At 53.3% G+C, this 25,576-nt stretch carries 16 protein-coding genes; 8 read left to right on the forward strand and 8 right to left on the reverse strand.

What is annotated here, in order from left to right; translation table 11 throughout:
• Window positions 1-45: 45 nt before the first annotated feature.
• The 5 genes from MFFC18_RS08360 to MFFC18_RS08380 all read right to left on the reverse strand — a co-directional run bounded on the left by MFFC18_RS08360 (window position 46) and on the right by MFFC18_RS08380 (window position 10,841).
• Complete coding sequence (locus tag MFFC18_RS08360; protein ID WP_238381305.1) at window positions 46-2,319, reverse strand: PSD1 and planctomycete cytochrome C domain-containing protein; 2,274 nt, start codon at window positions 2,317-2,319, stop codon at window positions 46-48.
• A 226-nt stretch (window positions 2,320-2,545) separates the two neighbouring features.
• Window positions 2,546-4,384: a hypothetical protein gene (locus MFFC18_RS08365; RefSeq protein WP_075085560.1), complete on the reverse strand. Its 1,839-nt coding sequence runs from the start codon at window positions 4,382-4,384 to the stop codon at window positions 2,546-2,548.
• Window positions 4,385-4,511: 127 nt separating this feature from the next.
• Window positions 4,512-5,669, reverse strand: a complete 1,158-nt coding sequence (locus tag MFFC18_RS08370; RefSeq protein WP_075085561.1) for an AraC family transcriptional regulator — start codon at window positions 5,667-5,669, stop codon at window positions 4,512-4,514.
• A gap of 132 nt (window positions 5,670-5,801) precedes the next feature.
• Window positions 5,802-10,142, reverse strand: coding sequence for a serine/threonine protein kinase (locus MFFC18_RS08375; protein ID WP_075085562.1), 4,341 nt, complete (start codon window positions 10,140-10,142; stop codon window positions 5,802-5,804).
• 132 nt (window positions 10,143-10,274) lie between these two features.
• On the reverse strand, window positions 10,275-10,841 hold the full coding sequence (locus MFFC18_RS08380) for a sigma-70 family RNA polymerase sigma factor (RefSeq protein ID WP_075085563.1): 567 nt from the start codon (window positions 10,839-10,841) through the stop codon (window positions 10,275-10,277).
• A 466-nt stretch (window positions 10,842-11,307) separates the two neighbouring features.
• On the opposite strand from MFFC18_RS08380, the gene MFFC18_RS08385 reads away from it, so the two are divergent.
• The 8 genes from MFFC18_RS08385 to MFFC18_RS24875 all read left to right on the forward strand — a co-directional run bounded on the left by MFFC18_RS08385 (window position 11,308) and on the right by MFFC18_RS24875 (window position 21,210).
• Window positions 11,308-13,131 carry a 30S ribosomal protein S1 gene (locus tag MFFC18_RS08385; protein WP_075085564.1) on the forward strand — a complete coding sequence of 608 codons (1,824 nt, stop codon included), beginning with the start codon at window positions 11,308-11,310 and terminating at the stop codon, window positions 13,129-13,131.
• Between the two features lie 275 nt (window positions 13,132-13,406).
• Window positions 13,407-14,378 (forward strand): methenyltetrahydromethanopterin cyclohydrolase, encoded by a 972-nt coding sequence (gene mch, locus MFFC18_RS08390; RefSeq protein WP_075085565.1) that lies wholly within the window; start codon window positions 13,407-13,409, stop codon window positions 14,376-14,378.
• Complete coding sequence (locus MFFC18_RS08395; RefSeq protein WP_084417289.1) at window positions 14,375-15,277, forward strand: ATP-grasp domain-containing protein; 903 nt, start codon at window positions 14,375-14,377, stop codon at window positions 15,275-15,277. Before mch ends, MFFC18_RS08395 begins: the two co-directional genes overlap by 4 nt.
• 50 nt (window positions 15,278-15,327) lie before the next feature.
• Entirely contained in the window at window positions 15,328-16,635 is a 1,308-nt protein-coding gene (locus tag MFFC18_RS08400; RefSeq protein ID WP_075085651.1) for an NAD(P)/FAD-dependent oxidoreductase, read from the forward strand.
• A complete protein-coding gene (locus MFFC18_RS08405; RefSeq protein ID WP_075085567.1) occupies window positions 16,632-17,513 on the forward strand; it encodes a DUF1365 domain-containing protein in 882 nt (293 codons plus the stop codon). Before MFFC18_RS08400 ends, MFFC18_RS08405 begins: the two co-directional genes overlap by 4 nt.
• Window positions 17,514-17,516: 3 nt before the next feature.
• Entirely contained in the window at window positions 17,517-18,887 is a 1,371-nt protein-coding gene (locus tag MFFC18_RS08410) for an SAM-dependent methyltransferase (protein ID WP_084417290.1), read from the forward strand.
• Between the two features lie 68 nt (window positions 18,888-18,955).
• The gene (locus MFFC18_RS08415; RefSeq protein ID WP_075085568.1) at window positions 18,956-19,735 is read left to right on the forward strand and encodes a DUF1295 domain-containing protein; all 780 of its coding nucleotides are present in this window, start codon (window positions 18,956-18,958) and stop codon (window positions 19,733-19,735) included.
• Window positions 19,736-20,091: 356 nt separating this feature from the next.
• Entirely contained in the window at window positions 20,092-21,210 is a 1,119-nt protein-coding gene (locus tag MFFC18_RS24875; RefSeq protein ID WP_075085570.1) for a hypothetical protein, read from the forward strand.
• Window positions 21,211-21,291: 81 nt separating this feature from the next.
• On the opposite strand, the gene MFFC18_RS08425 is transcribed toward MFFC18_RS24875, so the two are convergent.
• From MFFC18_RS08425 to MFFC18_RS08435, 3 genes are all read right to left on the reverse strand, one after another.
• Window positions 21,292-22,350 carry an acyl-CoA desaturase gene (locus tag MFFC18_RS08425; RefSeq protein ID WP_075085571.1) on the reverse strand — a complete coding sequence of 353 codons (1,059 nt, stop codon included), beginning with the start codon at window positions 22,348-22,350 and terminating at the stop codon, window positions 21,292-21,294.
• 224 nt (window positions 22,351-22,574) lie between these two features.
• Entirely contained in the window at window positions 22,575-24,182 is a 1,608-nt protein-coding gene (locus MFFC18_RS08430; RefSeq protein ID WP_157665202.1) for a phytoene desaturase family protein, read from the reverse strand.
• Window positions 24,182-25,429, reverse strand: a complete 1,248-nt coding sequence (locus MFFC18_RS08435) for an aminomethyltransferase family protein (protein ID WP_075085573.1) — start codon at window positions 25,427-25,429, stop codon at window positions 24,182-24,184. Before MFFC18_RS08435 ends, MFFC18_RS08430 begins: the two co-directional genes overlap by 1 nt.
• Window positions 25,430-25,576 lie beyond the last annotated feature (147 nt).

Below are 25,576 nucleotides of genomic sequence, written 5' to 3' on the forward strand. Positions count from 1 at the left end.
AGGGGAAAATTCCGTTTTGCGATTTTTTGGTCACGATGGCTACCTTCAATCGACGTAAATAAATTCGTTCAAGCCAAACAATGTCTGGCAATAGTCAGCCAACGCCTCGACCTGCGGTTGCTCTTCGGATCGCCCGGTTCTGGATCCGGCTTGAGATCGAATGAACGCGATCGAGGCCTCGATTTCCGCGTCGGTAGGCGCACGGGCAAACGATGTCTCAAATGCCAGTTCAACGATCTGTTTGAGGTCAAGATTCGCGGGCTCCGACACGCCACCGCTACGCTTGATCAGCAGGCGGGCAAAATCCTTAGCCACCGAACGGACAAAGCGATCATTTAGAATGACCATCGCCTGAGGAGCCACCGTGGTCGTTTGCCGACGCGCACAAATGGTCATCAGGTCGGGGCGATCGAAAGCTTGAAACATGGGATAGGGAATCAGACGCTTATGAAACATGTAGACGCTACGCCGGCGCGTGCTGGCGTCGTCAGTAGCATCATTGGGGTAGCTCTCGCCCTGGATATTTCTGGCAAGGTTGGCTTCGGGCGCGATGTACGGTTTAAAGCCAGGACCGCTGGCTTGAGGATTCAGCGTTTCACTCACCGCCAACATGGCATCGCGAAGGATTTCGGCTTCCAGGCGTTGTGGGGTTCTTCGCCAAAGTAATTCATTCGATGGATCGCTCTCAAATCCACGCGGATCCCAGCTTTCCTTCGTGCTGGCCTGTCGCCAAACCGCACTGGTCAGGATCTTTCGATGCAATGACTTGATATCCCAGCCGTCGGCAACGAAGTCGGATGTCAAACGTTCCAACAACTGCGGATGAGTCGGAGCATCCCCGCGGACGCCAAAGTCTTCCGTTGTCCGAACCAGTCCGCGGCCGAAATGATGATGCCAAACGCGGTTGACGATGACTCTGGCCAACAACGCCCCGCCCCCCTGTTCGGTGTCGGTGATCCATTCGGCGAAAGCACGTCGTTGGAGTGTGCTTTTGGGGGCCCCGATTTTGCGAAAGTCTTGCCTGGCTTTCGCCCAGTACTCCGCGGCGTCTGGGCCGTTCGACAAAATTGCCGGGAAGCCAATTTCCAGTTCAATCTCTCGATCGTAAAAATCGCTGCGGCGAAACAGCCACGTCGTCCGTCGTTGGGTGTCGAAATCGCGGAAAAAGAAACCGTCTTCTCCACCAGGCAATTTGTCCGTTACCCGATCGCCGCTGTGAAAGACGCCAAGCAGTTGGTAGTAGTCTTTTGCCGAAAACGCGTCGTATTTGTGATCGTGGCAGCGGGCGCAGGCCACGGTGATGCCCAGCATTCCCGAACCGAGCGTGGAAATCACGTCGTCCAATTCGTTGTAACGATTCGACAAACGCTCGCTTTCAAGAAACGTGTCCGGCAGTTTAAAGCTTGGACCCGCCGTTAAAAATCCGGTCGCCGAAACCGCCGCATCATTGTCGGGCTCATACTCATCCCCCGCTATTTGCCAACGCACAAACTGGTCGTAAGGCATATTGTCATTGAGAGCCTCAATCACGAAATCGCGATAGTGGTAAGCGTGAGGGCGGTCCATGTCCGCTTCCTGCCCATCGCTGTCCGCATAGCGTGCGACATCCAGCCAGTGCCTGCCCCATCGCTCACCGTAATGCGGCGAATCGAGCAACTGGTCAACAAGATTCTTGATCGCGTCGTCAGCGTTTGAGGAATGTGCCTCAACGAACTGGATGGTTTGTTCGGCAGTTGGTGGCAATCCCGCCAGATCAAAATATAGGCGGCGTACCAGCGTTCTTGCATCGGCCGGTCGGGAAGGCCGAAGACCTGCGGCTTGCATGCGTTTGAAAATAAATCGATCGATTTCACCTTTCGACCATCCGTTGTTGGATTCGTTTGTGCCCGGCGACGGAACAGCGGGTTGCGTCAGTCGTTGAAACGCCCAGTGCCTTTTTGCCAGATCCATTTTTGGGTCGACAACATCGGCGGACTCCGGCCAGTTCGCGCCCTGGTCGATCCAGGCTTTGAGAAGCATGATCTGCTTTTCCGAAAGCGGCTCGTTTCCCTCCGGAGGCATCGAGCGATCTTCTCCTGAAACCACGTCAAGGATCAAGCTTTCTCTAGCGTTCCCGGCATGAATGACTTTCCCGCTATCGCCTCCTTCGATGGCTTTGGTCCCAACGCCCAGATTCAAACCGCCTTCTTCGGTGGTGCCTGCATGACACTCATAGCAGTGAACACGAAAAATCGGCTGAAGGTCGCGGACAAAATCGATGGTCGGGCTTGCATCGCCAACGGACGACTGCGATTCCTGCGCAAAGGTGAGACTGCTCATCAGCCCAGGAAAGACTGCCAGCAAGGCAACGCGTTGTATAAACGGAAACGCCATTGGGGTGCCACATTTAAGTTTGCTTAGTCACTGCTAGGGCACATTGTACCGAATAAATCTGGTGCAGTTCCATTCGCTACAGGCTAAGGCAACCCACTTTCGTAGCAATACGCAAATGCGCAAATCAATTTCGTTTTTTTACCGTCGCCATTTTCGCCGCGACCGGTGAGCCTTAATTTTCAGGCTCGCGATAGTTTAGCTTCAAGGTCCAGTCGCCGATGATGCTCCAGAAATAGGTGCGATTTCGGCTGGGCACGCTGTGGGCCAGTTTTGCATCGTTGGCCTCGACATCAAAATACGTTTTCAGAATATCGCCGAAGTTGCCTCGATCGACTCCGAAGGCGTTATCGAATCCGCGCGGAATATCGAAGTAAACTTTCGCCCGGCCGATGAGTGCCAGCCCGTTTCCGTAGAACAACAGGCTTTCGGCGATCTGGTTATGGCCGCCGTATTTTGGCGAGTTGAAAGGTTGGCTTGAGGCTCGGTAGGGACTGATGGCTTCGCAACCGCCATGCACGTAAAACGCCGGCCCGGCTTGCTGCAGTTTTTCGTTCTCCCAAAGCGTTCGCAGCAATGAAAAGTGAATTCGATCGCGGACCGAAGGGTGATTGTAAGTCGGGACATACTGGTCGCCGATCGCTCTCCAAAACCAGAAATTGCCACCTGTCTCCTGAACCAGATCCTTTTGATCATAGCCCTTCATTAACTCAGAGCAGCCAGGGTTGGAGTGGGCGCTGATGCCTTTGAGGATCGCGGGCGTCTTCATGAACTTGACGAAATCGACCGCGTCGGCTTTGGCAAAGGATTCGATCCCGCCCAGTTCTCCGGAAACTTTTGAAAAGTATCTTTTGGAGGGCGTTTGCAAGTCGGTCCACATCGTCGCCACGCGTTGTCCATCGGCAGAAGTATTGCCTTTGCGGTGCGCGATATTTCGCTCAATGTATTCGATCAGCAGACGTCGTTCGATATCCTCGTCACGAGCAAACTGCTTGTTCGGGTCAGGGTCTGCTTTGGCGACCGGTATCGGCTTGCCGTCGGGATTCAGGTTCCCGGTCGGCTGGACGACACCCACGTGCCGCGCGTTAATTCTGGAAACCATGATGTCAGGCTTCGCCAGCGGGTTGGGCGAATCCAGTTCGGACTCGCCGACTTCCGGTCGTCGCATTTCGTAGCTGCAGCGGAGGGTAAGCGTCGAATCGGATCGTTCGAGAATCTCGAAGTTTGTATCGTCGATGAAAAAGAAGTCTTCGAAAGACTTTTCCCGGATCGAGAATTTGTCAGTGACGATCGTCTGGTCCAGTCTCGGCCAATCAGACTCGCTGGTCACCTCTTCGTTTGGAATAAACTTGATCGAATCGATGGACGTTTTCGGTTGGACGTAGATCTTTTCCCAGTTTCCATCGAGATCACACAGCACGACATCGCTTCGGTGCGAAATTAGTTCGGGGTCCATCGCAACGAACGTTGTCTTCGGCCCTTTTCCATCGTTGTAGGTGACTCCCTTGAAAGTCGCGGAACGACCGGCGTGCTTCCAGACCCATCGTCGAACCAGCATGCTTTCCGGAAACGAACCAACCAGCACAGCACCCGCGAAACCCTCATGGGATTTTTTAATGGCCTGAAACAGGCGTCGAATGGCCAACACCGTTCGTCCGTCCTGATGGACGTTTCCGTCGTAAACCGACGTGATCAGAAAAATCGGCTTCCAACCATCGGCGGCAAGGCAATCCGAATACTCATGAAGCGTTTGAGTCAGCGACGAATTGCCCTGATCGGTGTCATTGCCGATCAAGCGACTTTCTACCATGACGACAAGGACTCGGTCGCGATCCCCAATCGACTTCGCCGAAAGGCTCTCCGAGAATTCAACTTGAACGAGTTCATCAGTCCCGTCCGAATTCAGATCAAACTGGCTGAACTGTTCCGCCAATTCGCGAATGTTCGAATCCGAAGCAACCAGAAGGTTCGCGGTCACGAAAACGGTGATGACGGCCAATAGCAATGAACGCATGGGTTGAATTTCCTTTTACATTGAACGTTCCCAAAATTTTAAGCTGGCAACGATCGCTTGTCTTTAAAAGATGAGTCTTTGGCGGATAAGAGCCGCAGCATTATTGACGTTGCCATACACCATACAGCTAATTCGAGCGGTTGGTTGCCCGGTAATCGCTGGGGGTGACGCCAAAGTGCTGACGAAAGGCCTGCGACAACGAAGCGCTGGTCGCGAAACCTGCTCTGGCCGCAACGCTTGAGATTGGCAAATCCAAATCGAGCAGTAACCGGGCGACGTAAGCCATGCGGATGCGTCGGATCTCCTGAGCCGGGCTGCGATTGATTTCGGCGCGAAATCGCTGCTCGAGTCTTCGCCGCGAGACGGGAAACTGCCGCAGCAAGTCGGCCACCGTAATCCCTGTCGGCGCCCGGTCACGAATGAACCGCAGGACTTCCGCGATTTCGTCATCGTCCATCGCCAGGATGTCAGTCGAATGGCGGCCCCGCACTCGCAACGGAGGCAATAGTTTTTCCCGCTTTGGCGTCGCGCCGCCGTTCATCATCCGAGCCAACATTTTGGCTGCCGTTTCTCCAATCTGATGGCTTGCCAATTCGACCGCTGATATTTGGGGCCAGGCGACGTTACAAAGAAGCTCATCGTCATCCCCTGACAGGACCGCGACTTCATCCGGAATGTGAATGGACTCCATCGAACAGATTTCGACCAGTTGCCGCGCCGGGTAAGGATCCGCAGCAAAAATTCCCAAAGGGCGTGGCAGCGTTGCCAGCCAGCGCCGCACATTCGAGTAATTTGTTAGCCACCCCGCCGCGTCGTCGCCCGAAGGTTCATAGCTTGCACAGGAATAGCCCGCATCCGAGACCGCGTTGGCGAAAGCCGCGGATCGCGAATCCGAATAGCGGCCAATGGGCGGAGCGTAGCAGGCGAAACTGGTTAGTCCACGATCGCGCAAGTGCTCAAACGCCATTTCCCCGCGGGCCGCGTCATCGGTCGCTACCCGTGCCAGCCAGTCATACTTTGGGACCATGATGCCAACATCGACAACCGGCAACTGCAGGCTTTTGACGTGCCGCACAGAAGGTGAATTGCGTAGCGAAGCGATAACGCCATCCCCGTTCCAGATTGTGGGCAGTCGCAAACGCCCCTGGGAATCGCGAGGCGAGATCAGAACCGCCCAGGCATTGGACTGAGCAAACTTGCAGACCGCTTCGACGATATTCCTGCCCCATGAATCGTCCGTTTCGACCAGAATGCCGACGTGTCGCGGCCGTTTGTTTTTTGTCACCGAGCGGACTCAACTGATGTGATACAGAACTCAACCTGCGCATTGTAGCAAATCAAATTCGTATCTGCGCAGGTGTTAACCAAGCGACGTTCGAGCTGTCGGACTGGCGGACAGGGACGTGAGAGCTAAAAGTCAGTTTTCATCGTTGTCGAGAATGTTGACTGGCCTGGTTTCGAATCGGTTTCCTCGCAACTGAATCACTCGCAGGTTGGCTACGTTATCATCAACCAAAACGTCTCCTTCGGCGGTGATGCATTGATCCCACGCTCCGGTCAGCTTTCCTTCTTCGCGTGGGCTGGTCGTCACCCACGTCTTTAGAATGTTCATCTTAAGGTCTCTTTTCTCCATCCGCCGGCTGCCAACGAGCAACCAACCGTCTTCGGTGGGGATGATTGCTTTATACCACCTACCTTGTTCGGTCTTTACAAGTTCATCTTGATCAGCATTCCAATAGACCAACCTGTAGTCGTCTAGCCAAGCGACGATTGGCGAGTTTGGATGCCACGCTATTTCTAACTGAAGGTCTTTGTCGCTTCGACTGAAAGTGTGAACAGGGCGAAACGAATCCTTTTCCGAGTCAAGTTTCCATATCTCGATGCCCTGTCCCGATAAAAATGCGACCAGAGGTCTGGTCGGAGAAACGTACGGAATCCCAGGCTTCAGTACGTCACCCGTTCGCCTGCTGCGAACTCGAGAATCCGGGTTAAGGTTGCTGTAAAGCAAACCGTATTGAGGATTCGTGCCATAAAAAAGATTTCCTTTGTTTCTGTCAAGCACGATGAAGGAGTCAACATTGGATCTGTCAAATTCAGATCTGGCTCCGATCATGATCATCTGGTCGGTGACTTCCAGACGGGTCCCTTCGAAAGCATGTTTCAACTCAACGACTTCAAGCAACTTTCCAGTTTTGATGTCGAAAAAACCAAGCCGGTCATTAGGTTTCACTTGCTCACGTTTGCCATCGATTGTGCGGTGAGTCGTCGTGTGGCTGCCATTTCCATAAGTCGATGTGTCGAAAAGTGGAAGCACAATCTGGTCTTTGTAGAAAGCGGGAGCGGCGATTTGCCAGTCTGATGATCCTCGTTGGAAGCAAAACTTGACGTCGCTTTTTGATCCCGGCAGCGTAGGCGACAGTACAATTTGTTCGTCGTCGCTGAGGCTGATGATCTTTGTTTCCAACTCGCCGCGGCGAGCACGGGACGACCCGCGGTTATTGCGCGCTTCGAAGGCGGCGGCGTAGGCTTTGTACTCGTCAACGGTAACGAACCCATCCTTGTCCTTGTCCACTCTCATCAGATTAGAATTCGACATTTCTTTGGAATCCAGCTTGCCATCGTTATTTTTGTCCGACCTCCCAATGACCTCGCGATACAGCTTGTTTCTGCGAGCTTCCGCCTCCTTCTCGGCTTCCTCTTTCGTCTGATACCTGAGTACGGATACCACAAGTCGATCTGAATCTGGAGTCCACGAAAGTGACTGTGGCCTGCCTGTCTCGAAGGTCCGGACGACCTCGGCAGTTTCAACGGAGCAAACACGAACCTTGCTGACATCCTTGCTCCATTGCTTGCTCAGGCCTCCACTATCAGACGGCGAGTCAGAGCCTACGATCGCAAGGTACTTCCCGTTCGGGCTGATACGATAACTGGCTCCCGTTTCGAACATCTTGATTTTCGAATCAGGCAAGCTCTTGTTGGACTTGAGATCGAAAATGGAAACTGGCTCTGGTTCTTCCGGGTTCGCATAGGATCTGTTCAGCCAGGCAATCCTTCCATTGTTCGAATAGTCTGCCATCGGAAGCTCACTAGACGAACGATAAGAAAAAGACACAAATCGTCTTTCAAATTCACCAACACGCGTAATGTCAGCAAGCCCCTCAAGCGCTCCATCTCCGGAAGCCTCCGAGATTAACGTTCCATCCCCAAACAATGAAAACACAATTCCATTGCTATCTGCCGCCCAGTGAACCCTTCTTAGCTTCAAGACAAGTTTTCGTATGCTGGAGTCGCTCTTAATCGTTTCACCAGAGATGGCATCTTTGACAACAATGACGTTTCCCTTGGTCAAACCAAGTTGCTTTTTAAAATCTGGTGAACACCACGTTTGCTTCCAGTTTGATTCAAGCATCAATAAACGTTTTCGCTCAAACGTTCCAAGGTCCCAAACTTCCCAGCCAAGTTTGGCCTCGACCGCGAGCATGTTATCCTCAGGCAGGAACTTTGCTTCTGACTTTTTCGCAAACACGTGCACAACGCGCTGATCTTCAAGATCCCAAACCCCCACTTCGTCTTCGAGACTGGCCGCAAAATAGCGTCCGTTGTTGGACCAGGGGCGATCCGAAATTGATCCTTCTATCCCAAGATTCGGTTGCGTGAAAACGCCTCCTTTTTTGGCGAGATTCACGAATGTGATTTCGTTGGAATCTGCGGACTTGAGCGCCAATTTCAGGCCATCCCACGACCAGCCAATTTTCTCGCAGTCACACGGAATCACATCGATAACCTCCACGTGATCAGGTGACAGCTTCCAAACAACGACTCGCTTTTGCATATCGCCGTTTACTATGACCGCGATAACACTGGGGTCAGGCGACCATGAAACTTCCGCGATGGAATCGCCAGCAGGAATCAGATGTAACAACTTTCCGCTTCGGTCCCGGATCGCAGTTTGCTGGCTACTTCGGGCTGAAAATGCAATTAGTGACCCATCTGCGTTGAGCTGGGTAGAACTCGGTCCGAAACAACTTTCGACGCTCCACGAAGTAACGCCTTTTTTTGGCGAAGGATTCGACACATTCGCAGCCGGGAAAAGTCGCTTACCGGCAACGAAACCCAACTTTCGATTTAGTTCAGAGGCATCCAAGGTCGGCAAAGCGCTCAGTGAAAGGTTCGGCACCGACGCCGTTGCCACCGCGTCGACAACGTTTGCTTTGACCTCGCCATCCTTGACCTTATTCTCCTTGGCAACGTCGGCCGCTGCTACGCCTGGTTCAGCAGGCTTGAGCTCCACGCGAACGATCTGCTTTTCACCTCGGCGAATGGTGATGATGTTCGAGGAAAGCGTGTAGCCGGATTCGTCGGCCAACTGCAGCTGGTAAACGCCGGATGGAAGTGGATTCTCTCCAATCGTGACTTTGAAGTTCTTTCCAGTTTGCGGATCCTCAATCGAAACTTCTTCGTTTGCGATACTAACGTTGATTGACGGATCAGCCTCAACAACTAACGTCCCCTTGTCATTCAGCTGAAACAACAGGACCGCCAGGGCCAACAAGCAGGCTCCAGCGAATGCGCCCAATAATCCAGCAAGGCTCGGGCTCATGGCCGATTTGTTTAGCTTCGGTTGCAAGGACGGCATCTTGCCATCTACATTCTTCAACGCGGAAATCAACTGATCAGCTGACCCAATTCGATCCTCAGGCGATTTCTGCAAGAGCGATTCCACAATCAACCTGAGCTCATCAGGAATCGTTGTCGATTTCGTGTCTTCGGGGAAAGTCAGCGTGTCATTCGCCACCGACATCATCGTCGAAAACAGGTTCGACTTTCCGAAAGGCGATTCGCCAGTCAGCATCTCGAACAGGACCGTTCCGACGCTGAAAAGGTCGCTCTTGGCATCCAGGTCTTTGCCTTGAACCTGCTCCGGCGACATATAGTTCGGCGTCCCGAGAATCGTGCCCGAATGAGTCAGGTTGTCTGACTCTTCGATCGCCCGAGCCAGACCGAAATCAAGAAGTTTGACATCGCCTTCGGGTGTCACCCAAATGTTCTCGGGTTTGATATCGCGGTGAAGAAAGCCACGTTGATGCGCGTAGCGTAAGCCCTCCGCGATTTGGATCGTGATTTTCCTGGCAGTCGCGGGCGAGAGCTTTCCTGCTACGTTCAGCTTATCGCGAAGCGACTGTCCCTCCAGCAACTCCATCACAAGATACGGCAGCTCTCGATGTTCTCCGAACTCCAACACCGTCGTGATGCGAGTATTTCTCAGCTTCGCCGCAGACTTGGCCTCTCGCGAAAACCTGGCGACCGCGTCGCGATTGTTTTCAAGCGACGGGTTAAGAACTTTGATGCAAACGAGCCGATTCAGTTTTGTGTCTTCGGCTTTGAACACCAGCCCCATTCCGCCGCCGGCGATAAATTCAATAACGCGATAGTGAGCGATTCTTCCCAGCTCGTCACTGTTTTCCGCCGGGCTAAGAATGCGATCGAAGTCTTCCGGTGCCGTTTGGCGATTTGCCACAAGTGACTGAATCTGTTCCAGCAGTTCCCTCGATTCGCCGGATGCGGGCGGGGCAGTATCCGTTTCATTGCCAAGACTACGCAAGGTTTCGACGAGTGAGTCATCGTTTGACGATAAGCCCAATTCGCCGATCAGCTCTTCAACGCTGCCTGATTCTTTCAACCACTGCTCGCACTGCAGCGACTCGTCGGCATTGGCGTCACCAGCAAGGTATTTCGATAGAAGCGAAGAATCTTTCATGCAATTATGCCGCGGGTTGGAGCGTAGGTTCAGGGTTCAGTTTCAATTACGAAGCCCGCTGCCGAACCCTGTCCCGAAAAATTGAAATGTTTTTCTCGAATCCGAACGGCACCACGATCGGCACCACGAAAACTACTCCCAAAGCCCGGCCAACTCCTGTTTTAAACGTTGAAGCACGCGTCCCCGCGCAAGGTAAACCGCGTTCGGCGAAATTCCCAACTCCGCAGCCACCTCCGGAGCCGGCCTTCCCTTGGCCACGTGTTCCCAGCAAGCCCGCCAAGTCGTTTCGGAAAAGTGTTTCTTCATCAGCGACAGCGCGTTGGCGGCCAAATGGCTTCGATACTCCTGCTGCGTCAGCAATTGCGTGTCGTCGGCTTCCGCCAGTTCAAGATGTGCCACGAAGGTAGGCTCAGACAGACGATTTTGCTTTCTCAGAAAGTCACGGCATTTGTTGATCGTGACCGTGCGGAGCCATCCGCGAAAACTCAGTTTGGCGTCATATTGGAAAGTTGAGATCTTTCCCAGCAAGACAATGAAGACTTCCTGAACGACGTCGTTTCGTTGCGGCGTCGGGACTCGCAGATCGGCGACCCATTGGCAGATCAGCGGCGTGTAAAGATGCACGAACTTCGACCAGGCTCGCGAATCCTGTTTACATCGCAGTTGCTGCAGCAAGCTTACTCGTGTTGTTTCCGCCATGGTCGAAATCGGATAAAGAATCGATTGCCAGCAGTCATAATGGCACAGGCTGTGGTCACAATCTACCTGACGCTTCTTCGGTCAGCTGACCGGATGATTGGGCCATCCGGTCGTCCATCGTAGATGTCGGAATTGAGTGATACAGCGAAATCGGACTCTTTCGACTGCAATCGACGGTCAACGCTGCCGATAAGAGCCCAAAGATGGTCTGATAATTCCGTTTTTCCGTTGTGAAAGCGGAATGACTCTGATAGCCTATCGCGTCCCGTCAAGGTGTTATTTGCCCGGCAATGTTGCCCGGCCGCCAAGACTCGTCACTGACGTGTTCCGACACGCAACCCCCTCGATGCACTCTGCATGCAAGCAGCGAATTCTTCACGCTGACGATCGCCCGTCTGATACCCGGCATTGCCAGATCCGTGAACCGCTGATTTCGTAGAGACGCTCGAAAGGTAATTCTCTCACAATGGTTAATCAAAACCTCATTCACTCTCTTGAAGACGAAGACATCGAACGCCAGTTAGGCTCGGCGTTCTCTGAATACGAAGACATCGATCTTGGCGACATCCTTTTCCCGCCAGAAGCTCAGTCTCAAAACTATTCAATCGACTCGATGGTCAAGGGTACCATCGTCCGCATCGACAACGACCACGTCATCGTCGACGTTGGCTTCAAGAGTGAAGCAACCATTCCAAGCAACGAATGGACTGAGGAAGATCCACCAGAAGTTGGCCAGGTTATCGATGTTCTGATCGAAGATCTCGAAGACGCTCAGGGCCGCGCCGACGATCCTTCTGGCTTGATCGCTGTTTCCAAGAAGCGTGCTGACCAGCGTAAGATCTGGGACGACGTTATCTCCAAGATCACCGAAGGCGACATCGTTACTGGTAAATGCCAGCGTAAAATCAAAGGCGGCCTTCTCGTCGACATCGGCGTTTCGGTTTTCCTGCCGGCATCGCAAGTTGACATTCGCCGTCCTGGCGACATCGGTGACTACATCGATCGCGTCGTTCAGTGTGAAGTCCTGAAGATCGACGACGTTCGCAAAAACATCGTTGTCAGCCGTCGTTCGCTGATCGAAAAAGAGCGTACTTACGCTCAACAGAAACTCATGGCCGACCTCGAAAAAGGTCAGGTCCGCAAAGGTGTGGTCAAGAACATCGCCGACTTTGGTGCGTTTGTTGACCTCGGCGGAATCGACGGTCTGTTGCACATCACGGATATGTCGCACACACGTATTTCCAAGCCATCTGAGATGGTGAAGATGGATCAGGAAATCGATGTAATGATCCTGAACGTGGATCGCGAGAAAGTGAAGATCGCTCTTGGTCTGAAGCAGCTTCTCCCGAACCCATGGGATCACGTCGAAGAAAAGTACCCGGTTGGCAGCGTGCAAAACGGCGAAGTCGTCAACGTGCTTCCTTACGGTGCGTTCGTCAAGCTCGAGCCTGGAATCGAAGGTCTGGTTCACATCTCCGAGATGTCCTGGGTCAAGCGTGTTAACCATCCAAACGAGTTGGTTCAAACAGGCGACGAGATCAAGGTTTCGGTCCTCAAGATCGATCGTCAGGGCGAGCAAATGTCTCTCGGCATGAAGCAGACTCAGGACAATCCTTGGGACAAAGTCGAAGAGAACTACCCGATCGGTCGCGAGATCAACGGTCGCGTTCGCAACCTGACGAACTACGGTGCTTTCATCGAACTCGAAGAAGGCATCGATGGCCTGCTTCACGTTTCGGACATGTCGTGGACTCGCAAGATCAGCCATCCAAACGAAGTTTTGGAAAAAGGCCAGGAGCTTTCCTGCAAAATTCTTGCTGTCGACATCGAGCGTCACCGAATCGCACTTGGTCTGAAGCAAATGAACGACGATCCATGGTCGACGGACATTCCGGATCGCTACCAGCCTGGTCAGCTGATCAAAGGCAAGATCACGAAGATCACCAACTTCGGTGTATTCGTTGGTCTCGAAGACGGTCTCGAAGGTTTGCTCCACATCTCTGAGCTTTCCGACGACAAGGTCGAGAATCCGGAAGAGTTGGTGAAGGTCGGCGAAGAAGTCGAAGTCAAAGTCCTTCGCGTCGATACCGACGAGCGAAAGATTGGTCTCTCGAAGCGTCGCGTTGGCTGGTCTGCTGAGCAGGAAGCCGCTGCGATGAAGGAAGAGGGAATCGTTACCGGTACGTCCAGTAGCGGTGGGCAGAACGTTCCTGCTTCTGAGCTCAAAGGTGGACTTGGCGACAGCGGTCCTCTGATCAAGCCAGCTGCTCCTGCGGAAGACTCTGAGTAGTCCTGTCCGGCAGTGATGCCGTCGACGACAGATGCGAAACTTCAATGCTTCGCAAATTAAAACAAAGGCGGCCTGTGAGAAATCGCAGGCCGTTTTTTTGTTGTTCAGGCTTCGTTGGCCTCGCCGCGCCGCAATTTCAAGTCGGCCTCTCGGACTGCTTCGATGAAAAGCTTACGATGGAGTCCACAATCGTCCGTCTTCCGTGGCTCCCATCATGTCTCACCCTCGCGTGAGCATACAATTGCCGCTTCGAACTTCAACAACGAGAGAGTCCGTTGTCTACACAACCCAAATTCATCGATCGGCTCAATCCTAACGCCAACCTGCTGTTGGAGCAGTCCCGTCCGTCGTTTGACGTTCTCGGAATTGAGACCCACACGCTATCCAACGGTGCTGAAGTTTTCGACTTTGGTTCCAACCGATGTGGTGCATCTGCTGCCGGTACCTTGCTCGCGAAAATCTGCATGGCGGACCTCGCCGACGTCAGCCTGTCGACCAACGGTCAGTCAGCTTTTCCAATGTGGGTGGACGTTAAAACGGACTATCCACTTCAAAGCTGCATGGCGGCTCAATACGCCGGTTGGCCGCTTTCGCTCGAAAAATACTTTGCCATGTGCAGCGGACCGGCTCGTTCAGCAAGAGGCAAAGAAGAAGTCCTCGACGAATACTCGTTGGTGGCGTCCTCCAAGATCGTGGTCGCCGTCCTCGAAACCAAAAACCTTCCCGACGAATCAGTTGCCGCCGCCGTCGCCAGCGAGTGCCGAGTCTCGCCCGACCACGTGCAGCTTTGCGTCGCGCGAACCGCCAGCTTGCCGGGGACGATTCAGGTGGTTGCTCGCAGCGTTGAAACAGCACTGCACAAGCTTCACGAGCTCAAGTTCGATCTTGGCTGCATCAAAAACGCGTTCGGAACCGCACCACTGCCGCCGATCGCCAAGGATGACCTCACAGCGTTAGGCTGGACAAATGATGCTGTGCTCTATGGAGCCGTCGTGCAGTTGATCGTCGATTGTGAAGACAGTCAAATCGAAGAAATTGGAATCCGTGTTCCCAGCAGTTCGTCCGCGGACTTTGGAAAACCGTTCCTCGAGATTTTCGAGAGCTTTGATCGCGACTTTTACAAGATCGACAAAATGCTGTTCAGTCCCGCCAAAGTCATCTTCAACAATTTGCGCAGCGGCAATACGTTTTCGTACGGCGAACAGAAATTCGATGTGCTGCATCAGTCCTGGGGAACCAATTCGTGAGCCTGCGGGTTGGAGTACTCGCACCGGAATCCAGTTGGCATTTTCGTGACTTGCAACGATCCAATTCGATGGCTGCCAACGGACAGAAAGTCGAGCTCGTCGCTGTCGATTTTGCGACTCTCGCCGCTTCGGTCGGGATCGAAGAGATTGCTCCGTTTTCGGATTTCGCCAACTCTGTCCAGGCGATGGATGCGGTTATCGTGCGGACGATGCCCAAAGGTTCATTGCAACAGATCGTTTTCCGCATGGATTTGCTGCACCGTTTGGAATCAGCAGGAATCCGAATCGTCAACTCGCCGCGTAGCGTTGAAATCGCGATCGACAAATACCTGTCGCTGGCTTTGATGGCCGACAACGGGATTTCGATTCCGGCATTCGCAGTTTGCCAGACCGTCGAGCAGGGCCTCGACACGTTTGAGAGAATGGGACGTGATGCCATCCTCAAACCAATCTTTGGCAGCATGGGCAAGCACGTCTATCGGCTGAGCGAAATCTCCGAAGCTCGGAGCTTGATGCAACGCTTCGTCGATCAGGGCGAAGTCATCTATCTTCAAAAATTTGTCCGCCATGGAGGCAGCGACATTCGGATTCTGGTCGTGGGCGAAGAAATTTTCTCGATGCGCCGGATCGGACCAGCTGGTAGTTGGTTGACCAACATCGCTCGCGGAAGCACCGCCGAACGTTACCGTCCGAATGCAAAAGAGGTCGAATTGGCGAGGAAAGCTGCAAAAATTAACCGTTGCGAGATCGCTGGAATCGATATTGCATACGACAACGGGTCGGACGATCCGTTGGTTCTGGAGGTCAACGCCTCGCCCGGCTGGGAAGCCATCCAAAATGTTTGTGAATCCGATGTCGCGAATTCGGTTCTAAAAGCAGTCACCACCAATTTGGGGTAGTGGCACACACGTCGCTTCCGCGGCACGAACTCAGAACAACGGACAAGTTAATGAAAATAGCGGTCATTGGAGCAGGAGTATCCGGACTGGTCGCGGCAGAGCGACTTCGGCAAACACATGACGTGACGGTTTTCGAAGCCGGTAGCTACATCGGCGGGCACACCAACACGATCGACGTCGAATCACCAGACGGGCCGCTCTCGATTGACACGGGATTCATCGTCTTCAACGACCGGACGTATCCAAATTTCATTAAGCTGCTTGATCGTCTGAACGTCCCGTCTCAGGACACGATCATGAGCTTCAGCGTCAAATGCGAGCGTACCGGGTTGGAGTATCGCGGCGCGGATCCTGACGGACTTTTTGCACAACGCCGAAATCTGTTCAATCCAAAATTCTATCGACTGCTCTACGACTTGATGAAATTCTTTCGGCTTGGTGAGGCCATGTTGGATGCCGATTCGGACGCAGACGAAAACGAAACCGTCGGCTCATTTTTGAATCGCAACAATTTTTCATCCCAGTTCGTCGAGCAATACTTCTTGCCAATGGGGGCAGCGATCTGGTCGGCTTCGTATGACTCGTTCCGCGACTTTCCGATTCGCTTCATCGCCGAGTTCTACAAGAACCATGGTTTGCTCGGCGTCAAAGATCGTCCCCAATGGAAAGTCGTCCAGGGCGGCTCAAAACAGTACGTCAAGGCGCTGACGCATGGCTGGACAGATCAGATCAAGCTAAACAGCCCGGTCCAGAAAGTCGTCCGGAATTTTACGCTCGGAGATCGCGAGCCATCTTCGGTGACGGTCACAACGAACGGCCAATCCCACGAGTTTGATCACGTCGTCTTCGCCTGTCACAGTGACCAAGCCTTGCGAATGCTTGGTGGGAACGCGACGGAATCGGAAACCGGGATCCTTTCTGCGTTTCCGTATCAAAAGAACGTTGCGTTGCTTCATACTCAATCAGACGTTCTACCCAAACAGCGTCGCGCGTGGGCCAGTTGGAACTACTTCAACCCGATTGAAGAATCCGATGCCGCGACAGTGACTTACAACATGAACATCCTTCAGTCGCTGAACACAGAAACCGTCTGGTGTGTCACGCTCAACGGAGAAGATCTGATCCGTGACGAAAATATCGTCGCGTCCATCGACTACGCTCATCCGACTTTCAGCATCGGCCGCAAAGCAATGCAAGCCAGACATGCGGAACTTTGCGACGCGAATGCGACTTCGTTTTGTGGCGCGTATTGGGGCAACGGATTCCACGAAGACGGCGTCGTCAGCGGACTGCGTGTCGTGGAGGCTCTGCAGCAACGAGCCAATACCTCTCAGCCTTCACCGGTGGCTGCCCAATGAGTGCACTGGAAAGTTGTATCTATCGCGGAACGATTCGCCATCGACGCCAAACTCCGGTCAAGAATGCGTTCAAGTTCCCGGCCTACATGATGTACGTCGACCTTGCCGAACTCGACACGCTGTTTCGGAAACGCCTGTTTTGGTCAGTTCGCCGCGCCGCACCGGTTCGATTCCGTCGTTCCGATCATATGAAAGTTCAGCCGCAAGAACTGTCGCTGCGAGAGGCCGCGATCGCGACGCTGCGAGAGCACTCCTTCGATAAAGACATCGGGCCAATCCGTTTGCTGACACAGTTTCGCCATTTCGGCTTTGCGATGAATCCAGTCAGCTTCTACTACTGCTTTGACCGCGACGACAATCGTGTCGAAGCCATTATCGCTGAAGTCAACAACACGCCTTGGGGCGAGCAACACATCTACGTCGTGCCGGCTCGCGGGGACGGCAGTGAAGAACAAAAACGCGTCGTCATTGAACGGCTGAAGAAAAATTTTCACGTGTCGCCGTTCATGCCAATGGATATGGAGTATCGCATGCTGTTCACCATCCCTGGCGATCAGCTGGGGGTGAAGATGCAGAACTTTCAGCAGGGCGAACGCAAATTCGATGTCTCGATGTTGATGGAACGCGTTCCGATCACCGCGTGGTCGCTGAACTGGATACTGCTGCGATACCCGATGATGACGGCTCAAATCTTCGCCGGCATCTATTGGCAGGCTCTGAAGCTGTACCTTAAAGGTTGCCCATATATTCCACATTCAAAAAGCGATGAAAGTCGTGAAGTTGCCCCCGTTATTGCGGGAAATATCGAACCAGATCCGCTAACTTGGAACCATCGAGCTGAAGCCACGGCTCGCAATACTTTGAAAGATCCAGCCTGAACCATGAGCCACGTATCTCCCCAGCTAAGTCAGTCCATTTCGCGTTCGCGGTCTGCCGATTCAATCCAGCCTCATTTCCCCGCCGGCGATTGGGAAGTCGGCCCTTTGAATGCGGGCTCCGACGATGCTCAGGCTTCCAGGTTTCAGGAACGACTGCTCGAACGGTTCTCACGGCTCAAGCACGGTTCGATCAACCTGTTCCAGGGCGGACAGCGTTTCCAGTTGGGCGATGCACCAAGCGAGCTTTCGGCGAATATTCTTGTTTCCGATTCTGCGTTCTATCGCCGGATTCTGATGGGCGGCACGATTGGTAGTGCGGAAACTTACATGGACGGGCTGTGGTCCTGTTCGGATTTGACGTCACTGATCCGAATCATGATTCGCAACATCGATCAGGTATCGTCGCTGAACAAAGCCGTCTCTCGAATTCGTACGATGATTTGGAGGCTCAAACATGCGGCGCGGAAGAACTCGGTCCAGGGTAGCAAGCGAAACATTGTCGAACACTACGATCTTGGCAACGATTTCTACAAACTGTTTCTTGATCCGACGATGAACTATTCCAGCGGAATTTTCGACCAGAAAGCTGCCGCGGGTAAATTTTCAACGGCCGAAGACGCATTACACGCCGCGTCGTTGACGAAAATGGACCGCATCTGTCAAAAGTTGAACCTTCAACCGGGCGACGAAGTTCTTGAGATCGGCACCGGTTGGGGAGCCATGGCGGTTCACATGGCATCGCACTACGGATGTCACGTGACGACGACGACTATTTCGGAAGAGCAGTATCGTTTGGCGTGTGAGCGAGTCGAAGTCGCCGAGATGCAACACCGAGTCACCGTGCTGAAGCAGGACTATCGAACGCTGACGGGACAGTACGATAAAATTGTGTCGATCGAGATGGTGGAAGCCGTCGGACACGAGTTCATGAATGGCTTTTTCGCAAAGTGCAGTTCTCTGCTACGCGATGACGGAGCCATGTGTCTGCAGGCGATCACGATGAGCCCGCAGAACTGGAAAGAGTATCTTCGCAGCGTCGACTTCATTCGGGCCTACGTCTTTCCAGGCGGTTGCTTGCCGACGGTCGGTTCGCTTCACGCTGCTGCGGCTGACGCGACGAATATGCGAATGTTGCACACCGAAGACATGACGCCGCACTACGCAACGACGCTGAACCATTGGAAACGACGTTTTCTTTCGCGTCTGGAAGCAGTCCGCTCACTGGGCTATGACGAAAATTTGATCCGGATGTGGAATTTCTATCTTTCGTACTGCGAAGCTGGCTTTGAAGAGCGACGGGTGCACTGCGTACAGACAATGTTTGGCAAACCGGGAAGCAAAATCGACGTTAGCACTTCCATGTCAGGAGCCTGATACGGACGCGAATTTGCGAACTGAAATTTGCTACAATCTCCAGCGACATTCGCTTCCGGAGATGAACCATGACAGCCTATCAGGCCATGCCGCTAATCGGTTTGGTGATCGCACAAATCGCTTTCCTCGTCATCTGGCTGTTGCAGAGACGGCTCAACGACGCCGGAATCGTGGACGTGTTCTGGAGCCTGATGGTTGCCTCTTTGGGGCTGTTCTACTGCGTCGTCGGTTTCGGAAATGTTTCCCGTCGGCTTGTCGCCGGAGTTTTCGTCTCGGCTTGGGCTCTGCGGTTGAGTCACTATTTGCTGTCTCGCTGGCTGCGTTCGCCCGAAGATCGGCGCTACACTGAATTGAAAGCCGAATGGGGAAAGACGGCTCAAGTTCGGCTGTTTCGCTTTTACCAGATTCAGGCGATTGGTTGCGTTCTGTTTTCGATTCCAATCTTCTTCGCCGCAAACAATGAAAGCCCATTGAATTGGCTGGACTTCGTCGGAGTAATGATCTTTCTGGTTTCCATGGTCGGAGAATGGACCGCCGATCGACAGCTCGATCAGTTCAAACGCAACGCTGACAATCATGGAAAGGTTTGCAAATCGGGGCTGTGGAGCTACAGTCGCCACCCGAATTACTTTTTCGAATGGACGCACTGGTTTAGCTATGTCTTCCTCGCGATCACGACGCCGTGGGGATGGGTGTCGATCATTGCACCAATCGCGATGTACTATTTCCTGACGCAGAAAACAGGCATTCCAGCGACGGAAAAGCAGGCGTTGGAATCGAAAGGCGACGCTTACCGCGAATACCAGCGAACGACCAACGCGTTCTTCCCATGGCCTTCGAACTCCTGAGTTGTACAACGGCTCCAGAATCTCCGGCGTCGCCGGTAGCATGGTTACGGGTTGGCCTCACAACGCCCTCAAGGTCGCCTCATCCAACGAAAGCTTCCTGACTCTCGCTCCAACAAGGATCAAGCTTCGATGCCTCAAGCGGAAATCGGCGGACGGAAAATAGATCTTGGGTAAAGCTGCCAAGCGATTCCGGTTGGCTGAAGATGTCGCAGGAAGTGGTTTGAAAGCTTTGCCGAAATTGGACGGTTCCGAGCGGGCTTTCCCAACAGGCGGGTAAGCGGAATTCGCATGTCGAAAGTGTCCATTGTGCCGATCCTTTGGAATGAATAACGGTTCTTTCGATTGATCCAATTGCCATGAACATACTGACAACAGAAAAGAATTATCTCGCTGTGGCGATTGCCTTCGTCGCATTCTCCACGCTTGGCATTTTAAGTCACGCCATGCCACAAATGCATGTTGCTGGTGCACCGCAACTGACATCGGTGGTCGAGCAGTCGGTTCCTCCTCGAGGGCAATGGCAGTATCCAAATCGACAGCAACAATTCGTTGGCGATTTCGGCGTGAGTACGAATCTGCCGACACCTCAACAGGTGCCCCAGTCATTCGCCAGCGTTCAACCAATTCACTCACAATTCGAAACGGTTCCTTACGGTTGCCAGCCAACAGCAACGGCAGCATGTAGTTGCGGTCACGGATGTGCGGCCGCATCCTGTTCTCGGGACGCAAAGTCTCGACGACGCAACGGTCCGAAGCTTACGATTTGGGATCGACTTCGCGGAAACCGTATTCCACGTGATCGCGACGGACGCGTAGTCGGTAGAACTTGCAATGATGGTTGCAATCCCGCTTGTCCGGGCACGTCAGTTACGTGTGGTTGCAATGTTGATGGATATTCGCTCGATGGATATTCTCAACCGGCGATGACGACTGCGATGGCTGGAGATCGACCCGAATCCCGGACGTTCAGCTTCAAACGAAAGCTCGAGGAAATCTTCGATCGAACTGCCTATACGGCTCCTCTGCTACCTGCTCCAGGCACGATGGCTTCGGTCAATCAAGCTCCATTGTGGAATGGGATGCCCGGGCCGATGGCTCAGCAGGCATCGATGTTCCAGTCGAACGCTCAGAACGCTCAGAACGCTCAGAACGCTCAGAACGCTCAGAACGCTCGGACTTGGATGCAAATGGCCGGACGCGAAGGAATTCCGGAAGTCGAACGTCAGCTTTATCCATCGACTGGAGCGAAAGGCTTCGCTGAAACCGTAGAAACAGTTCCTGAACTGACTCCTTGGGGCGATGTCACGCCTCGCGAGTCATTCGCATCCCGTCCTCAACCGAACCCAACGGGTGTGCCGGGTGGCGTTTGGAAAGCCCCAGTGACGACACCGCCTGGAATCCATGAACGGATCGCAGACGGAAGGCATCAACAGGCCTGGCAGGCAGGCTTTCAGCAGACCGGCGATTTCAGGTGAAGTGACTCGAGGTCGTTGCTGCTTCTTCCAGATTTCAAATCTCAAAAAGCAGAGCTGCTCTTCATCATCCGCTGCTCTTCATCATCCATTGACGCGGTTCTGTCGCTGTCGTCGCTTGTGGATCGGAGGCACGATGTCCCACGCAAGCCCGACCATCGCCCAGGATTTGATGATGTAGTAGTTCAAATCGAACTCCCACCATTTGTGCTGAACCGTGCAAGCCGACTGGTCAGCATGGTGATTGTTATGCCAGCCTTCGCCGGATGAAATGATTGCCACGAACCAGTTGTTGCGGCTGTGATCGTCCGTATCGTAATTGCGATAGCCGAACATGTGACTGAGCGAATTGACCGACCAGGTCACGTGCCACATCACGACCACGCGAGCGATGACGCCCCACACGAACACGCTGCACGCAAGCTGGAACGCTTCCATACCGAATCCCATGACCAATCCGGCGATCAGCCATGCGGCCAGAAAAATAACAACGCCGTGCGCCGCAAAAATCGCAACTCCTGCGTACGTACGTTTCTCAAGCCACATGTAAAATGGATCGTTGAGAATGTCTTTGGCGTACTTTTTGTAAATGCTGAACTTGCTCGTGTTTCCGTTTTCGTAGATTAGCCATTGGAAATGCGACCACAGAAAGTTCACCAATGGGCTGTGTGGATCTTCCTGGTGATCCGATTCATGGTGGTGCAGACGGTGCCACGCGACCCAGCGAGCAGGCGTTTCCTGACCATTGCATAGCGAGATCACGACGAGAAATCGCTCAAACCATTTCGGCGTTTTGAAACTACGGTGCGTCAACAAACGATGGTACGTAATTGGAATTCCAACGGCACCAAACAGGTAAGACCCAATCACGAGCGACGCGAACCCAGTCCAACTGAAGAACCACGGAATGAAGCACAGCAAGGCCAGCGAGTGAAACACAATGAAGCTGATCAGATAGCTGTAGTAGATCCGTTTTTGATTGACTTCGGCTGGCAATGGAATCGAAGTCGCATCGCGTCCACCGGGGCCAGAATGCTTCTTCCGCGACTGCTTGACTTCCGTCTTGAAATCTGGAGCTGCAGTGTTGCCGAATGCTTCGGGCGCTGAAGTTGAGTTTTCGCCTGCGGGAGTTTGGGTGCTCATGAGTGCTTCCTTGAGAGCGGTCGCCAAGTGAAAGATTACGGATATCGAGTGGCAAGAGTTGGGCAAGATTTTAACGCGAGTTGCGGCGAACCCGAGGCTTAAACCCATGCGATTTGTAATTTAAAAGTGTCCACTGCTAGTTCACGCGAGTAACCAGGACAAATTGACCAATCGATAAACTGAAAGGTCCCACTGGTCCGACATTTCTTGCGTGACGCGCTCAATCAGCCCTCGGCCCGCACGGCCAAATCGCCAAGAATCTGTTTTGCGGCCAGCTTTCCGGGCCCTCCGGTGACACATCCACCCGGATGAGTGCCCGATCCGCACTGATAGTACCCGCGAACCGGCGTCCGATACTGATTCCAGCCCGGGGCAGGGCGGTTCATGAACATTTGGGGCATAAACAGTTCGCCTGCAAAGATGTTGCCTTCGGTCAGTCCGACAACTCGCTCAATATCCAACGGAGTCACGATCTCGCGATGAATCACCAGTTCGCGAAAGCCCGGAAAGAACTCTTCAAGCGTCTCTTCGACCGCGTCGCCAAGATGCTCTCGCTGCGAGTCCCAATCCGAATCGGCCAACGCGTAAGGGGTATACATCGTAAAACATGAAAGCACATGTTTTCCTGGCGGGCTCATGTCCGGATCCACGGTGGATTGCAAACAGCAATCGATAAACGGCCTACGGCTGAAACGTCCGGCTTGGCAATCTTCCCAGGCGGCATCGAGATACTCGATCGACGGGCCGACGTTGGTGAATCCCTGAAAGATGTCCGTCCGGCCTTCGAGACCCGGAAAAGTCGGAGCGTCGCTGAGTGCAAAGTTGACTTTTGAGGCAGAGCCCTGGAATTTGTAGTTCGAAATCGCTTCGATCAAGTCGCCAGGCATGTCGTTGGAATCGACAAGTTGCGTAAAGGTACGTTTCGGATCCAGCGCACTGACCACGACGCTTGCGGGAATCTCAGTTCCATCAAAGAGCCTGACGCCTGAGACGCCGCCCGAGGTATCGTCGCTGTCATAGAGTACTGTTTCGACGGCCGAGTTCAGACGAATCGTGCCACCCAATGATTCGAAAGCTCTTGCCATTACTTGGGTCAGACCGCCGTTGCCGTTCTTGTGGAAACCCCAGTCGCCAGATACGCCGTCGTATTCCCCAAGCTTGTGGAACAGCCACACCAGCCCTGACTTCGGATCTCGCGGGCTGATTTGACTGCCGATGATTCCGCTCGATGCGATCATCGCTTTGACAATGTTGCTTTCGATGAACTGCTCAAGGATTTCGACCGCGCTGCAGTTCAGAAACGAGTCCAGCATCGAACGCACATCGTCATCGAGCCCTTCCTTGCAGTTTTCAAGTTCGGCAATTCTCGCCTGATCTTCTGGATCGTCACTGATCGAATTCGGCGGGATGCTGTCCATCAACGGCTTGAGCGCAAAGCAGACGCGATCGATCAAATGCCCAAGCTCTCGATAGCCTTCGGCGTCTTCGATCGAATGTCGTGCGATCTCGTGATAGTTCGCATTTTTGTCGGCGCCCAACAGCAAGTACTCGCCGTCGTAGCCTGGTTGAAACGTGTTGGGCATCGGCAAAATCATCAAACCGTGCTTCGCAAGATCCAGGTCTTCGACAATGTCGGGGCGTAGCAGGCTGACGGCGTACGAGAACGTCGTGAACTGAAATCCTTCGAGCAACTCTTCGGTGATCGTCGCACCACCGACAAGATGCCGTTTCTCAAGCAACAACGTCTTCAAGCCAGCCTTGGCCAAGTAGCACGCATTCACCAGACCGTTGTGCCCGCCGCCAATCACGATCGCATCGTAGTTCTCTGCCATCATGCATCTCCTTGGCGTGTCTTGGGAAACATTGCCGTTTTGCGATCGGGATTAAAAAATGGCATGTCGGTGACTCGAGCCAAAACATTGACTGGTTTCTTGATCACTGAAAGTTCAAGGTCGACTTCCGTCCCCGGAGTTGCCAGATCGATCGGCAGTTTGGCAATCGCAATTGGCTTTTTCAGCAATGAGGAAAACAGAAAGCTTGACGCATATCCGGCGTAGTCCCACTCTGCTTCGCCCCGACGATAGAGGCTCATCGTTTCCTCGCGATAAAGTTCGTACTTGGGCGGCGAGATTCCCGCTTTAAAATGCACACGTTCGTAGTCGTGCCAGTCGATAGCCAGCCCAACCGTTGTCCAGCGGTTTGTTTGTCGCGAGATTTCTACTTCTATTGCCTCGCGTCCAATGAAGTCCCGTTTGTCATCCTGCAGATTGCGGAACATCCATCCAAATCCAAGCTCGATCGGAGTCTCTCGTTGAGCATCCACCCAGGCGAACCGTGACGATTCGAAGTCGACATCCATCAGCAACAACCCGGCTTCAACACGAGCCATTTTCAAAGCCGTTGTTCCAACCGGCGTCAAATTGTAGTCGGCTCCCGCTTCGGTAATCGCATCCCAAACCGCGATCGCGTCCTCACTGCGAATCCAGATCTCGTAGCCGAGGTCTCCGGTGTATCCCGTGCGTGAAATCGTGACAGGACGATTTTGAAGCTCCGTTTGAGCGATCTGAAAATAACCCAGCGGTGTCGCGGCGTCGGTAAGTTTCGAGATCACGTTGTGAGTGTGTGGTCCCTGAAGAGCCAGGATTCCATAGGCCTCCGAGACGTCCTGGACGGTGGACGCGTTCAGTCCTTTGGTCCTTGCGATCTGGCGAAAGTAACGCAAAGCCGGTTCGGCAGCAGTTAGCAGGAACTCATTTTCATCGACCCGCATGATGACTCCGTCCTGAACGACGAATCCCTTTTCATCGCACCATACGTTGTATTGGGCGTGTCCGATTTTGCATTTGCCGACGTCACGCGCGAGGGCGTGTCGGAGAAGGGCGACGGAATCTGATCCGGAAAATCGATATTTGAAAAGTGGAGACGTGTCGAGCAGCGACACAGAATTTCGAATCGAATAGTACTCGGTGGAGATCGAATACTGATACTGCGGCGCTACCAAGTAGCCAGACCAGTTTTTCCAGATCCGCGTTTGGTTGAGTGCGTCAGTGCGTTGGTGAAAGGGTGTGGTTTTGGGCATGACGGTAGGTCAGTAGCCAAGTCTGTCTCAGACCTGTGATGAAGATGAGAACGCAAAGTAGCCAAGTCTGTCCCAGACTTGAAAATAAAGATAAGTAGATAAGTAGCCAAGTCTGTCCCAGACGTTTCCTTAACGAATGCAATGTAT

The sequence above is a fragment of the Mariniblastus fucicola genome, from assembly GCF_008087665.1.
Lineage (GTDB): Bacteria > Planctomycetota > Planctomycetia > Pirellulales > Pirellulaceae > Mariniblastus > Mariniblastus fucicola.